This window comes from Flavobacterium branchiophilum NBRC 15030 = ATCC 35035 (genome assembly GCF_002217205.1).
In the GTDB taxonomy this organism is placed as follows: Bacteria; Bacteroidota; Bacteroidia; order Flavobacteriales; family Flavobacteriaceae; genus Flavobacterium; species Flavobacterium branchiophilum.
In genome coordinates this window covers 1-14,935 of the sequence record NZ_MUGT01000152.1, presented here as the reverse complement: position 1 = coordinate 14,935, position 14,935 = coordinate 1, and the positions used below count along the sequence as shown (strand labels likewise).

15 protein-coding genes are annotated in these 14,935 nt (G+C 33.9%); 14 read left to right on the top strand and 1 reads right to left on the bottom strand.

Features of this window, described 5'->3' with window-relative positions; genetic code table 11:
* Window positions 1–186: 186 nt before the first annotated feature.
* The gene (locus B0A58_RS14285) at window positions 187–663 is read right to left on the bottom strand and encodes a helix-turn-helix domain-containing protein (protein WP_014084187.1); all 477 of its coding nucleotides are present in this window, start codon (window positions 661–663) and stop codon (window positions 187–189) included.
* Window positions 664–985: 322 nt separating this feature from the next.
* On the opposite strand from B0A58_RS14285, the gene B0A58_RS14280 reads away from it, so the two are divergent.
* The 14 genes from B0A58_RS14280 to hisF all read left to right on the top strand — a co-directional run bounded on the left by B0A58_RS14280 (window position 986) and on the right by hisF (window position 14,834).
* Complete coding sequence (locus B0A58_RS14280) at window positions 986–2,146, top strand: M14 family metallopeptidase (RefSeq protein ID WP_089081613.1); 1,161 nt, start codon at window positions 986–988, stop codon at window positions 2,144–2,146.
* 47 nt (window positions 2,147–2,193) lie between these two features.
* Window positions 2,194–2,673: an Lrp/AsnC family transcriptional regulator gene (locus tag B0A58_RS14275; protein ID WP_014084185.1), complete on the top strand. Its 480-nt coding sequence runs from the start codon at window positions 2,194–2,196 to the stop codon at window positions 2,671–2,673.
* 98 nt (window positions 2,674–2,771) lie between these two features.
* Window positions 2,772–5,357: a phosphoenolpyruvate carboxylase gene (locus B0A58_RS14270; RefSeq protein WP_089081612.1), complete on the top strand. Its 2,586-nt coding sequence runs from the start codon at window positions 2,772–2,774 to the stop codon at window positions 5,355–5,357.
* A 41-nt stretch (window positions 5,358–5,398) separates the two neighbouring features.
* On the top strand, window positions 5,399–5,911 hold the full coding sequence (locus B0A58_RS14265; RefSeq protein WP_089081611.1) for a DinB family protein: 513 nt from the start codon (window positions 5,399–5,401) through the stop codon (window positions 5,909–5,911).
* A gap of 533 nt (window positions 5,912–6,444) precedes the next feature.
* Complete coding sequence (gene hisG / locus B0A58_RS14260; RefSeq protein ID WP_089081610.1) at window positions 6,445–7,302, top strand: ATP phosphoribosyltransferase; 858 nt, start codon at window positions 6,445–6,447, stop codon at window positions 7,300–7,302.
* Window positions 7,303–7,551: 249 nt separating this feature from the next.
* Window positions 7,552–7,674: a hypothetical protein gene (locus B0A58_RS17000; protein WP_260439146.1), complete on the top strand. Its 123-nt coding sequence runs from the start codon at window positions 7,552–7,554 to the stop codon at window positions 7,672–7,674.
* Between the two features lie 49 nt (window positions 7,675–7,723).
* The gene (gene hisD, locus B0A58_RS14250) at window positions 7,724–9,016 is read left to right on the top strand and encodes a histidinol dehydrogenase (RefSeq protein WP_089081609.1); all 1,293 of its coding nucleotides are present in this window, start codon (window positions 7,724–7,726) and stop codon (window positions 9,014–9,016) included.
* A 123-nt stretch (window positions 9,017–9,139) separates the two neighbouring features.
* On the top strand, window positions 9,140–10,189 hold the full coding sequence (gene hisC, locus B0A58_RS14245; RefSeq protein ID WP_089081608.1) for a histidinol-phosphate transaminase: 1,050 nt from the start codon (window positions 9,140–9,142) through the stop codon (window positions 10,187–10,189).
* Between the two features lie 13 nt (window positions 10,190–10,202).
* Window positions 10,203–10,823, top strand: a complete 621-nt coding sequence (locus tag B0A58_RS14240; protein WP_089081607.1) for a YdeI/OmpD-associated family protein — start codon at window positions 10,203–10,205, stop codon at window positions 10,821–10,823.
* A gap of 35 nt (window positions 10,824–10,858) precedes the next feature.
* Window positions 10,859–11,992 (top strand): bifunctional histidinol-phosphatase/imidazoleglycerol-phosphate dehydratase HisB, encoded by a 1,134-nt coding sequence (gene hisB / locus B0A58_RS14235; RefSeq protein WP_089081606.1) that lies wholly within the window; start codon window positions 10,859–10,861, stop codon window positions 11,990–11,992.
* A gap of 49 nt (window positions 11,993–12,041) precedes the next feature.
* Window positions 12,042–12,674 carry an imidazole glycerol phosphate synthase subunit HisH gene (gene hisH, locus B0A58_RS14230; protein ID WP_089081605.1) on the top strand — a complete coding sequence of 211 codons (633 nt, stop codon included), beginning with the start codon at window positions 12,042–12,044 and terminating at the stop codon, window positions 12,672–12,674.
* A gap of 61 nt (window positions 12,675–12,735) precedes the next feature.
* Window positions 12,736–13,461 (top strand): 1-(5-phosphoribosyl)-5-[(5-phosphoribosylamino)methylideneamino]imidazole-4-carboxamide isomerase, encoded by a 726-nt coding sequence (hisA, locus tag B0A58_RS14225; RefSeq protein ID WP_089081604.1) that lies wholly within the window; start codon window positions 12,736–12,738, stop codon window positions 13,459–13,461.
* Window positions 13,462–13,611: 150 nt separating this feature from the next.
* Entirely contained in the window at window positions 13,612–13,986 is a 375-nt protein-coding gene (locus B0A58_RS14220; RefSeq protein WP_089081603.1) for a four helix bundle protein, read from the top strand.
* A 92-nt stretch (window positions 13,987–14,078) separates the two neighbouring features.
* On the top strand, window positions 14,079–14,834 hold the full coding sequence (hisF, locus tag B0A58_RS14215) for an imidazole glycerol phosphate synthase subunit HisF (RefSeq protein WP_089081602.1): 756 nt from the start codon (window positions 14,079–14,081) through the stop codon (window positions 14,832–14,834).
* Window positions 14,835–14,935: the final 101 nt, after the last annotated feature.

Sequence of the window (14,935 nt, the reverse complement as noted above, 5' to 3'; positions counted from 1 at the left end):
TGTTTTACATAATGTGTTGATTACCAAATTGAAACTCTAATCGCAAAATGGTCTGCAAAGATAATTCTTTTTTAGATAGTTACAAATTTTTTATCCTAATTATAATTGATTTTGTACACTTTTTATTTTCGACCTATTTATTTCACAACTTTAAACCTATATATAGGTGTATCATTCTTTATTGTTTTATTGCGGTTGATAGGTTTTGAATGTGCCATTCTTATAAAAAAATACAATTTTTTCTATTTCAAGAGACCCTTCCATAGTTGCCGTATTTGAAATTGAATCTTGTTTTTTTTCAAATACGGGATTTTTGATTGGGGTTGGTTCGATTGTTGGATAATCGGTGGTTGTATCAAACAAGGTTTCTTGAATAACCTTTGGCGTGGTTTGTGGTATAGATTTTTTTTCAACCGGTGGGGGCGGAGGGGTAATGGTTTTTGGAAATGTTCCTTTTCCATTTAATATCCAATACAAATCCACTTCAGGAAAAACATCTACTATTTTTAGGATAAATTCTAAACTGGGCTTGTTTCTACCAGATAACAAATGCGATAAACTTGAGCGTTGTACACCAATTTTATCTGCAAATCCTGAGGCTGATATACTATAATAATCAAATATTTTTTCTAATCTTTTTGTAAACTCGTCTATGTTTAACATTGTAAACTTGTTTTAAATCGTTCATTTTACAAATGTAATCATTTTAATTGAAACTACCAAATTTACAGTTGTAAATTGTAAATTCATACACTAAACAACCTTAATTTTACTTTAAATAATGTGTTTTAATGTACTGAAAATGAGTGTTTTATTTAGTTTTACAACAACTTATTAACATTTGTTACATTTTTTTATAACCTACTTGTACAATTAGTGATTTTGATATTTTATATAGTTTACAAATGTAACAATTAGATTGTTTTTAAATATTTACAAATGTAAACTTAAAGATATTTACATTTGTAAAATTAAAATACAACTTATGAATTGGGATCAACTACACCTCGACTTTAAAGCTCAAAACATTTCTGGACGTTACATTACGTTGTCCGATATTGAGCCTATTTTACATGCTTTAAACACTCAAAACCAGTTAAGTATTATTGGTTATTCTGTTCAAAACAAACCAATTTACCAATATAAAATGGGCTTTGGCCCAACTAAAATTTTACTTTGGTCTCAAATGCACGGAAACGAAAGTACTACTACAAAAGGTTTGATTGATTTTTTGCAAATGTTGCAATCTGATATACCATTAGTCCAACAATGGTTACAAGACTTTACTTTTTGCTGTATTCCCATGCTCAATCCAGATGGGGCGTTGGCATATACCCGTGTCAATGCCAATCAAATTGACTTAAATCGTGATTTTCAAAACCTTTCACAGCCCGAAAGTCAACTGCTAAGAACCATTTTTGATGATTATAAACCCCATTTTTGTTATAATTTGCATGATCAACGCACTATTTTTGGAGTAGGTATAACGGGAAAGCCAGCTACTGTTTCATTTTTGGCTCCTGCATACAATCCTTCTTGCGACTATAATAGTACCCGATTAAGAGCCGTTGGGGTTATAAATGCCATGAATGTAACCCTTCAAAAAATAATTCCAGGTCAGGTGGGCCGTTTTGACGATTCATTTAACAATAATTGTGTTGGCGATTGCTTTCAAGAGCTTGGTATTCCTACAATTTTATTTGAAGCTGGACATTTTCCTAATGATTATGAAAGAGAAGTAACCCGTAAAATGATATTTATTGCACTGATTTCGAGTTTTATTTGTATTAGCGAAAACGATTTAGTTGCTAATAATATTGATGATTATTTGAATATTCCTCAAAATAACGTGTGTTTTTATGATTTTGTTTGTAAAAAAGTTAAAATAAATTATGATTGTATCGAAAAAATTACGAATTTTGCATCGCAGTACAAGGAAGAATTAATAGATAACAAGCTCTTTTTTAATTCTTACATAGTTCGGATTGACGATTTAGAAGGCATTTTTGGTCATATTGAAGTCGATGCTCAACATCAATTATACAAAGACCAATTTGGAAATTGTCCTATTATAGATAATCCTGCTACCTTTACTATTGGTAATAAAATCGAAGTTAAAAATGGAGTTCTAATCGAGGAGTTATGATTTCATTTTTTTAAATTAATAAATTAAATAATATAAAATCAGTTATTATGAGTAAATTCCGTTTAGATGAAGTAGATCATCAAATTTTAGATATGTTGATTGATAATACACGTGTTCCATTTACAGACATTGCCAAAAAATTACTAATTTCGGCAGGTACTGTTCACGTTCGTGTCAAAAAAATGGAAGATGCTGGTATAGTAATGGGGTCTTCTTTGACTTTAGACTACGAAAAATTAGGCTATTCTTTTATTGCTTATGTAGGTGTTTTTCTTAATAATACCTCACAAACCAAATTTGTTTTGGAACGTATTAGCGAAATTCCTTTTGTAACGGTTGCTCACATCACTACTGGTAAATTCAATATTTTTTGTAAAATTAGAGCCAAAGATACCAAACATGCCAAGGATGTAATTTTTATGGTCGATGCCATAGAAGGCGTTTACAGAACCGAAACCATGATTTCTCTTGAGGAAAGCATCAACGACAAAAAACGTTTGATGCACACTATTTTCAAAGATATTTAACTTTTTTTATATATTTTGTAAATTATTCAAACCTCAAGCTGCTACTTGAGGTTTTTTTATTATTTTTATCCACAACTAAACAACAATAAAAACAACTCATGTACACATTACCCAAAATCGAACGTTTCAATCAAGGTGTATTGTCTAAATACCACATTTATAATAGTGTGTTTATTACCTTGCCTTTTGATTCTATCAACAATACAGGGGCATTATTACCCTTATTTTCAGATATTTGCGAAAATGGTTTCAAAAATCATCAAACACCCGTTGAAATTGTAGAAACTTTTGCTGCCAAGTATTTAGACCTCAACAACGAAGCCCAACGCATCGAATTGATGTTTAGATTTATTCAATACATCGAAAGACAAATTGTTTTGTTTGATGCTATTGAAGATGCCGCTTTTCCTGTTGTAAACAATATGGAAGGAAGGGGCTCTTTAAGGGATATCAAAGAAAAAGCCGATGTAAAAAACAAACAAACGGAGTTAATTGATTTTCTTGAAAATTTTAGCGTTAGAACTGTCTTAACAGCGCACCCCACGCAATTTTATCCAGGATCTGTTTTAGGTATCATCAACGATTTGACCGATGCCATTAGAGCCAACGATTTACTATACATCAAACAACTTTTGGCACAATTGGGCAAAACACCTTTTATTAAAAAAGAAAAACCAACCCCTTTTGACGAAGCCGTAAGTTTAATTTGGTATCTCGAAAATGTTTTTTATGAAACCTCGGGCGAAATGGTTCATTATTTGCAAAAAAATATTTTTGAAGGCCAATCTATTCAAAATAAATTAATCAAATTAGGCTTTTGGCCAGGTGGCGATAGAGATGGAAACCCGTTTGTAACTACCGAAATTACACTTAAAGTAGCAGATCGATTAAGAACTTCTATCTTAAAGTGTTATTACCTCGAAATTAGAAAACTCAAACGAAAGCTAACTTTCTATAACATAGAGACTTTGATGTCCGATATTGAAGAAAAACTTTATCGTTCTGTCTTTTATTCTAAAGGCGATATTTTTATTACTTTAGATGAATTTCTAACCCAATTAAATCTCATCAAAAACATTATTATTTCCGAACATCAATCGCTTTATTTGGACGAACTTGAAGCGCTTTTAATTAAAGTAAATTTGTTCGGATTTCATTTTGCTACTTTAGATATTCGTCAAAACAGCAAAATTCACAACGAAGTTTTCAAAAATTTAGTCGATTATTACCGTTTATCTGTTCAAAATATTTTCCCAAAAAATTATTTTGAATTGTCCGAAAACGAAAAATTAGATATACTAGGTAGGGTACAAGCCAAAACAGATATTCATTTTTCAGATAATAAAATTGTACAATCTACTATCGAATCCATTTATGCAATCAAACAAATTCAAGACAAAAATGGCGAATTTGGTGCCAATCGATACATCATTAGCAACAATGAAAGTGCCCTCAATGTGATGGAAGTTTTTGCCATGTTCCGTTTGTGCGGCTGGCAAAATCCTACCGTAGATATTGTGCCACTTTTTGAAGCGATAGACGACTTGCAAAATGCCGACAAAATTATGGAACAATTATACACCAATAAAGCCTATGCTGAACACCTCAAAAATAGAGGCAACAAGCAAACTGTTATGCTCGGTTTTTCAGACGGAACAAAAGATGGTGGCTACCTCATGGCCAATTGGAGTATCTATAAAGCCAAAGAAACCATATCGGCAATTTCTAGAAAATACAACATCAAAGTCATCTTTTTTGATGGTCGTGGTGGCCCTCCTGCCCGTGGTGGTGGCAAAACTCACAAGTTTTATGCCTCGTTAGGCCCCAACATCGAAAACCAAGAAATTCAAGTTACTGTTCAAGGTCAAACTATTAGTTCCAATTTTGGTATTTTAGATTCTTGCCGATACAACCTCGAAAATTTATTAAGTGCCGGTGTTGCAAATCAGGTTTTTAATAAAGAAGACAATATTTTGTCTGAAAAAGATAAAAATATTTTGGACGAATTGGCTCAAAAAGGTTACGAAAAATATACCAATTTCAAAAACCACCCTCAATTTATCCCTTATTTGGAAAAAATGAGTACCCTAAAATATTATGCCAAAACCAATATTGGTAGCAGACCTTCTAAAAGAAGCAAATCAGAAAATTTGGATTTTGCCGATTTAAGAGCCATTCCTTTTGTTGGATCTTGGAGCCAACTCAAACAAAACGTTCCTGGATTTTTTGGAGTAGGGGCAGCCCTCAAATTTTTTGAAGACGAAAATCGTTGGAGTGAAGTCCAAAATTTGTATGATAATTCTTTGTTTTTTAAAACACTTTTGGAGAATAGTATGATGGCTCTTGCCAAATCTTTTTTCCCTCTTACTGAATATATGAAAAATGACCCCGTTTTTGGCGATTTTTGGCAAATTATTTACAACGAATTTTTAGAAACCAAACGACTGCTACTCAAAATTGCCAATCACCAATCACTCATGGAAAATTATCCAGACGGTAAAGCATCTATCGAAATGAGAGAAAAAATAGTGATGCCTTTATTAACCATTCAACAATATGCTTTGCTGAAAATCAAAGAGTTATCTGCAGAAACCCATCCAAATCTTGAATTGATTCAAATATATGAAAAAATTGTAACTCGTTCTTTATTTGGCAATACCAATGCAAGTAGAAACTCTGCTTAGCATCAATAATATAAAATATTAATAATAAATTTCCTAAAATTATGAAACTCGATCAATTGCCCATCAAAGAATATGCAGGCTTTTTTCAAACCTACATCAATGCCCTCGACAATGTCAGTTTGCTAGAAGAACTCGAAATAAGCGGACATGATTTTATAAAATTTGTTCAAAACGTTCCTTTAGAAAAATTCGATTACCGCTATGCCGAAGGCAAATGGACAATTAAAGAAATTATTCAACATATTATTGATACTGAGCGTATTTTTGCATACAGAGCACTTCGTTTTTCTCGCAACGATAAAACCCCTTTGCCTGGTTTTGAGGAAAATGATTTTGTAGCATATTCCGATGCAAATTTGAGAAGTGTACAAGATTTATTATCTGAGTTTGCAGCCGTCAGACAAGCTACTTTGCTGTTGTTCAAAAGTTTTAGTCAAGACCAATTACTCAGTGAGGGTACAGCTTCCAACAACAAAATCAGTGTTAGGGCTATCGGATTTATTACCATCGGACATCAAAAACACCATCAAAAAGTGTTTCAAGAGCGTTATTGAGTACATTAGGGCATGCCGCCTCAAAAAAAAAGGGCCTCATCAGCAATACTGTCGATAAGGCCCTTTTCTTTTGAGCCGTCGGGCTTTCACGAGTGCATGGCACCTTGCTCAATCCCTCATGCAAAAAATCAAAATTAAAACATACTCCTTTCAAACCATCAACAATCGATTATCAATTTTTATTTTTTTTTCATTTTTTTTTATTGAATTCATAAAAATGCAATGATTTTTAAATTAATATATTATTCTATATCGTTTTCGCTATTTTTATTGAAAATAATTTAAAAAAAATGTCGTTTTTAACTTGTTTATTAAATTTTATTCAATACATTTGCAAAACAATTGACGAAAACAACAACAACAATGACAACAAATAATTTGCATCATCATCATTTACAATATGGCTCTCAAGCGATGTGTTAATGTGATGTGTATAATTATACAATAATTTAAAACCCGTTTGAGTACATCAAGCGGGTTTTTTATTAAAAAAAACGAGTTATAGTTGTACTCAAATCCAATCAATGTAAACAATGAGTACTTTAAAAATTGCCATTCAAAAATCAGGACGCCTCAACGAAGACAGCATCCAAATCCTTAAAGACTGCGGCATTTCTATCAACAACGGAAATGACCAACTAAAAGCCACCGCATCTAATTTTCCATTAGAAGTTTTATACCTTAGAAATTCCGATATCCCTCAATATTTGATTGACGGAGTGGTTGATGTGGCTATTGTGGGCGATAATCTTTTAGTCGAAAAAGGGAAAAACATTGTAGTCGCAGAGAAATTGGGATTTTCAAAATGTAAAGTTTCGGTTGCTGTACCTAAAAGTTTCAACTATACTTCGGTTAAGGATTTAGACGGCTTGCGAATTGCCACTTCCTATCCCATTACTGTTTTGGATTTCTTCAATTCTAAAAATGTAACCGTTGATTTGCACCAAATTTCAGGTTCGGTAGAAATTGCACCTAACATTGGTTTGGCGGATGCTATTGTGGATATTGTTTCTAGCGGAAGTACTTTGTTTAAAAACAATTTAAAGGAAGTTGAAGTGATTTTTAAAAGTGAGGCAGTTTTGGCGGTTTCCCCAAAAATGACTCCTGAAAACAAAGTAATTTTAGACAAATTACAATTCCGAATCCAATCGGTTTTGAGAGCTAGAAAGTCTAAATACATTTTGATGAATGTACCGAACGATAAAATAAAAGAAATAAGTTCCATTTTACCCGTTTTAAAAAGTCCAACGGTGATGCCATTGGCAGAAGCAGGTTGGTCCAGTGTACACACTGTTATTGAAGAAGACCGTTTTTGGGAAGTAATCGACGAGTTAAAAGCAGCGGGAGCAGAAGGTATTTTGGTTTGCCCAATTGAAAAAATGGTGTTATAGGCCCCCTAACCCCAGAAGGGGGAATGACAAAAAAACGGAGTTGGATTAATATAACACTGATTTTAAAATTTTAATCCTGCAAGGTTTTCAAAACCTTGTAGGTATAGATGTAAACAAATGTAAGACTTTGAGGTTTTCAATATCTGGTTGGAATCGATATAGATAGTTTTAACACCTACAAGGTCAAAAAAAGACCTTGCAGGAGTAGCAATTGAACACGGCACGTATTAAAATAGAGAAAAAATAATAATGCAGAAAATTATAGAAATTGAAACTTCAAAACATTATATTGCAAATGAAAGCGAGGAAGTACTCCATTTTTTGGTAATCTCACAACCTACAACAAATAATGATAGAATAATAGTTGAATAATCTTTGAATCTTTAAATTTTTATATTTTTCAATCTTTAAATAAAAATTAATGAACAAAATATACAATCCAAAACAGGAAAATTGGGCTTCTTTATTAGAAAGACCTACTAAAACTGTGGACGATATTGAAGCAACAGTAAAAGAAATTTTCGCTGCAGTACAATCCAAAGGGGATGAAGCGGTACAACAATATACGGCTCAATTTGACGGAATTGCTTTGGAAAATAATTTGGTTACCAATGCCGAAATAGAACAAGCCATTGCTGTGGTATCTGACGAGTTGAAAGAAGCCATTCAATTAGCCAAATCAAATATAGAAAAATTTCATGCAGCTCAAAAAACCAATCGTGTTAGTGTCGAAACTACTGAAGGAGTTCAATGTTGGCAAGAAAAACGACCTATTCAAAAAATAGGATTGTACATTCCTGGCGGAACAGCACCTTTGTTTTCAACGGTTTTGATGCTCGCTATTCCTGCTGCAATTGCTGGTTGCAAAGAAGTAGTTTTATGTTCACCACCCGATGCAACTGGCAACTTAAACCCTGCTATTTTGTATGCTGCGAATTTATGTGGTGTAACCAAAATAATAAAAGTAGGCGGCATTCAAGCGATTGCAGGTTTGACTTTTGGCACGAAAACTATTCCAAAAGTGTATAAAATTTTTGGTCCTGGCAATCAATATGTGACAGTTGCCAAACAATTGGCAACTCAATTTGGTGTTGCCATCGATATGCCAGCTGGCCCATCGGAATTGTTAGTCGTAGCCGATGATAGTGCTGTACCTGCTTTTGTAGCGTCTGATTTATTAAGTCAAGCCGAACATGGAACAGACAGTCAGGTAATTTTAGTTTCAACTTCTAAGAAAATGATAGACGCAGTAGAGCAAGAAGTACAATCGCAATTAGCAGTTTTGCCAAGAAAGGAAATTGCAGAAAAAGCCATAGCCAATTCTAAATTGATTTTTGTTGAAAACGCAGCAATTGCCCTTGATTTAATTAATGAATACGGCCCAGAACACTTTATAGTTTGTACTGAAAACAATGATTTTTATGTGAATCATATTGAAAATGCGGGTTCGGTTTTTATTGGCAATTATACGCCCGAAAGTGCGGGTGATTATGCTTCAGGGACAAATCATACCTTACCAACGAATGGTTATGCCAAGAATTATAGCGGGGTAAATTTGGATAGTTTTATGAAATCGATGACTTTTCAGAAAATTTCAGAAACTGGAATTCAAAAAATTGGAAATGCCATTGAAATTATGGCAGAGAAAGAAGGATTACAAGCGCACAAAAATGCGGTTACATTACGCCTTTTATCATGTAAAAAAACTTTGTAAGTTTAGCCTAATCCTGCAAGGTTTTTAAAACCTTGTAGGTATAAGATAAAAAAATAAAAATGAAACAATTTAAATCAAACCTACAAGGTTTTATGAAACCTTGCAGGAATACAAAATAATAAGATGAGTAATTTTGATATACAAAAATTAGTTCGAGAAAACGTCAAAGCCATGAAACCCTATTCATCGGCTCGTGATGAGTTTGAAGATTTTGACACGGCGGACATGATTTTTTTGGATGCCAATGAAAATCCATTTGAAAATGGAGTGAATCGCTATCCAGACCCACAACAAGCGACAGTTAAATCGGTTTTGGCCCAACAAAATGGCGTGGATAAAAATCAAATCCTTTTAGGAAATGGAAGCGATGAAGTCTTGGATTTATTGTTCCGAGCTTTTTGCGAACCGAAAATAGACAATGTGATTACGTTACCGCCAACCTACGGAATGTATGGTGTTTTGGCCAATCTAAATGCGATTGAAAACAGAGAAATTTTACTTTCGGAAGATTTTCAGCCGCAATTGGAATCGATTATTAAAGCGGTGGACGAAAATACCAAAATGATTTTCCTTTGTTCGCCCAACAATCCAACAGGGAATTCTTTTTCTGAAGAAAGTGTTCACTATTTATTGGAAAATTTTAATGGATTAGTAGTGATTGACGAAGCTTATATTGACTTTTCAGACAAAGCGTCTTGGATTCAAAAAATTGATGATTACCCGAATTTGATTATTACCCAAACCTTGTCTAAAGCATACGGCTTAGCAGGAATCCGATTGGGAATTTGTTACGCTTCGGCAGCAATTATTGGGGTTTTGAATAAAATAAAACCACCCTACAACGTTAACGAATTGACACAAAAAAGAGCTTTGGAACGTTTGGCTAATCCAGCTCAAATAAAAGAAGAAATCAGTTCTATAATAGCACAAAGAGAGCAGTTACTTAAAGTATTAAATGAAGTAAATTTTGTTTCAAAAATATATCCAACTGAGGCCAATTTTATCTTAATTAAAGTCGATAATGCGAACCAACGTTATGATGAATTAATTGCCAAAGGAATTGTGATTCGAAATAGAACAACCCAACCGCTATGTGAAAACACTTTGCGTTTGACAATTGGAACGGAAGAGGAAAATAAGAAATTGATGACCGCTTTAAAAAGTTTGAATTAAATTGTAGAAAACTATGATTGTTAATGTAGAAACCTATTTTGAAGAAGGTTGTGGACGCTGTTCCAAAATGGCGACGCCTTTGTGCCGAGTACGAACTTGGGAAAAAGAATTACAATTGTTGAGAAACATTATTTTAGAATGTGGTTTGGTCGAAGAGTTAAAATGGAGCCACCCTTGTTATACGTTTCAGAAGAAAAACATAGTAATGATAGGCACTACAAAAGCTTTTTGTGCGATAAGTTTTTTTAAAGGCGTTTTGTTAGAGGACAGTCAAAAGGTTTTGATAGCCCAAACGGAGAATATGCAGGCTACAAGACAAATACAATTTACTAATACAGAGCAAATTGTAGATTTAAAAGACCTAATAAAAACTTATATTTTTGAGGCAATTGAGGTAGAAAAATCAGGAGCAAAAGTGCCTTATAAAGAAGCTGTGGCTATTGCAATTCCTGAAGAATTTCAATATTTTTTAGATAATGATGAAGAACTAAAAACAGCTTTTGAGGGACTAACACCCGGAAGACAAAAAGGCTATTTGCTTCATTTTACCGAACCCAAGCAATCCAAAACCAAAACTGCTCGAGTAGAAAAATGGATAGATCAAATTAAACGTGGAAAAGGAATGAATGATTAAGAAGTAATTTCTTGATATTATAATTACAATAAAACATGAAAAAAGTATTATTTATAGATCGTGATGGAACAATCGTAATTGAACCTGTTGGTTATCAATTAGACAGTTTAGATAAATTAGAATTTTACCCAAAAGCCTTTCAGTATTTGGCTAAAATTGCCAACGAATTGGATTATGAATTGGCAATGGTAACCAACCAAGACGGATTGGGAACGGATAGTTTTCCAGAAGATACGTTTTGGCCTACGCAAAATTTTATTTTAAGAGCGTTTGAAAACGAAGGCGTTTTATTTGATGATATTTTCATAGACCGTTCGTTTCCAGCAGATAATGCCCCAACTCGCAAACCTCGTACGGGAATGTTGACTAAATATATTGACAATCCTAACTATGATTTAGCCAATTCATTTGTATTGGGCGACCGAATTACGGATGTTGCCTTGGCAAAAAATTTAGGAGCAAAAGCCATTTTCCTAAAACAACAAGAAGGTTTAGGAAGTGACGAAATCAAAGAAAATGAAGATTTTAGCGAGGTTATTGCATTACAAACTACGGATTGGAAAACCATCTATGAGTTTTTAAAACTAGAAGCCCGTTCTGCTACTATTGAAAGAAAAACACACGAAACAGATATTTTTATCAATCTGAATTTAGATGGAACTGGAAAAAGTAAAATCGACACCGGTATTGCTTTTTTTGATCACATGCTAGACCAAATTGCACGTCACGGACAAATGGATTTAGAAATTACCGTAAAAGGCGATTTAGAGGTGGATGAACACCACACGATTGAAGATACTGCGATTGCGTTGGGAGAAGTTTTTGCGAAAGCATTAGGAAACAAATTAGGCATTGAACGCTACGGTTTTTGTTTGCCAATGGACGATTGTCTATCGCAAGTAGCCATTGATTTTGGAGGTAGAAATTGGTTGGTTTGGGAAACTGAATTCAAACGCGAAATGGTAGGTAAAATGCCAACAGAGATGTTCTACCACTTTTTTAAATCGTTTTCTGATGGTGCCAAAGCGAATATCAACATCAAAGCAGAAGGAACAAACGAACATCATAAGATTGAAGCTATTTTCAAGGCTTTCGCCAAAGCCATAAAAGTAGCTGTAAAACGAGATACCGAAAAAATGATTTTGCCAAGTACGAAAGGGATGCTATAAGCCCCCCGACCCCCGAAGGGGGAGGTAGGAACCTAAAAAAAATTATAAAATGTCTAAAAATCAATTTTCTATTCCAACAACTCCCCCTTCGGGGGTTGGGGGGCTCGTCATCATCAATTACGGAGCAGGAAATATTCAAAGTATTCTGTTTGCTATAGAGCGTTTGGGATATACCGCCGTGTTAACTAATAATCCTAACGAGATTCAACAAGCGGATAAAGTGATTTTTCCTGGAGTTGGCGAAGCGAGTTATGCCATGCAAAAACTCAAAGAAAGTGGTTTGGATAGTTTGATTCCAACACTGAAACAACCCGTGTTAGGAATCTGTTTAGGGATGCAGTTGATGTGTCAACACTCCGAAGAAGGAAATACAGAAGGCTTAGGCATTTTTGATGCGAATGTAATCCGATTTTCAAATAATGTAAAAGTACCTCAAATGGGGTGGAATCAGATTTATAATTTGAAATCGCCTTTGTTTGAAGGAATTAACGATAACGAATACATGTATTTAGTCCATAGTTATTATGTTCCTAATTGTAACGAAGCTATTGCAAATACGAATTACGATGTAGAATATACTTCGGCTTTACAGAAAGATAATTTTTACGGCACCCAATTTCACCCAGAAAAAAGTGGCGATGTGGGTGAACAAATTTTAGGGAATTTTTTGAAATTAAAATAATTAAATAAACCTACTCACCCCTAGTAGGCATTCCCCTTTTGGGGGTTAGGGGGCTATAATTATGCGTATTATACCAGCCATAGATATCATTGACGGAAAATGTGTTCGTTTGTCCAAAGGGGATTATGACACTAAAATCATTTATAATGAGAATCCGCTTGAAGTAGCCAAATCGTTTGAAGCGCACGGAATTGAGTATTTACATTTGGTGGATTTAGATGGCGCTAAGTCAAGCAAGATTGTGAATTATAAAATTCTAGAACAAATTGCTACACAAACAAAATTAAAAATAGATTTTGGTGGTGGTTTGAAATCCGATGCTGATTTGAAGATTGCTTTTGAATCGGGGGCGAACCAAATCACAGGTGGAAGTATTGCTGTGAAAAACAGGGCTATTTTTGAACAATGGATGGCCGAATATGGTTCGGATAAAATCATTTTGGGAGCCGATGCCACCAATGAAAAAGTGGCTGTATCTGGTTGGTTAGAAGATTCTAATGAAGACTTAGTGCCATTCATTCAAGACTACCAAAGCAAAGGAATTCAGTACGTTATTTGCACGGATATTGCCAAAGACGGCATGTTGGCTGGGCCAAGTTTTAATTTGTATGCTAAAATTTTGGCAACAGCCAAAGGAATTAAATTAATTGCTTCTGGAGGAATTTCTACTTTTGATGAATTGCCGCAATTAGCCGAGTTAGGATGTGAAGGAACCATTATTGGCAAAGCGATTTATGAAGGAAGAATCTCGTTGAAACAATTGGAAAACTATATTTTGGGAAGTTAGAGGATAGAAGTTAGATGTTAGAAGTTAGAGGATAGAAGTTAGAGGATAGAAGTTAGAGGTTGGAGGCTTCAGATTAAAATAATATAACAAATTTTATTTAAAAAATATGAAAAATACTAAATTTGTTGTTCAATATAAAATTTATTAACAATGGCTCAAGATTTAAAATTTAGAACAAAAAAATTTGCAATAGATTGTTGGAAATTATGCCGACATTTTCCTAATTCTAGAGAATATAATGCTTATGTAAATCAGCTGATACGCTGTTCAAGTTCTGTTGGAGCCAATTATAGAGCTTCACAAAGAGGAAAATCTACGGCTGATTTTATTAATAAATTAAAAATTGTTGAAGAAGAAGCAGATGAAAGTCATTTTTTTCTTGAATTACTTTTTGAAATTTATGATTTAAAAGAAGATTCGGTTAAAATAGAAATAAATAGATTATTGAAAGAAGCGAATGAATTGGTTTCAATTATGGTAGCTTCAATCAATACTGCAAAAAATAAATTAAATAATTCAAAATAATATTGAGGTGATGGAAAAAGAAGTTCTTTATAAAATTTATTTATTATCGCAGGATTTCTAACCTCTAACCTCTAATTTCAAACTTATAATTTATGTTGACAAAAAGAATCATTCCTTGTTTGGATATCAAAAACGGAAGAACGGTCAAAGGGGTTAATTTTGTTGACTTACGAGATGCGGGAGATCCTGTCGAATTGGCGAAAATCTACTCTGATGAAGGAGCAGATGAATTGGTTTTCTTAGATATTTCGGCTACAGAAGAACGCCGTAAAACTTTGGTGGATTTAGTTCGTAAAGTAGCGGCTACTATCAATATTCCGTTTACTGTGGGTGGTGGAATCGCATCTGTAGAAGATGTAGAAATATTGCTGCAAAACGGTGCGGATAAAGTATCTATCAATTCTTCAGCGGTAAAAAATCCACGATTGATTACGGATATTGCTCAGAAATTTGGCAGCCAATGCGTAGTGGTTGCCATTGATGCGAAACAAATTAATGATGAATGGATGGTGCATTTAGTTGGAGGTAAGGTGCCGACAGAAATTAAGCTTTTCGATTGGGCGAAAGAAGTAGCAGTGCGTGGTGCGGGAGAAATCTTGTTTACTTCCATGGATCATGACGGAACTAAAAATGGATTTGCAAACGAAGCTTTGGCAACCCTTTCACAATTGGTAAATGTTCCTATTATTGCCTCAGGAGGAGCAGGGAATATACAACATTTTATAGATACCTTTGTCGAAGGAAAAGCAGATGCCGCTTTGGCAGCCAGTGTTTTTCATTTCAAAGAAATTGAAATTAAGACCTTAAAAAAAGAATTACAAATTAATCATATTGAAGTTAGAATTTAGAAGTGGGAAATACGAAGTGAAAAAAAATGAAAAGGAAATTAGATTTAAACCTCTATTTCTAACCTTTTGAAGTTAGAATTTAGAAGTGGGAAATACGAAGT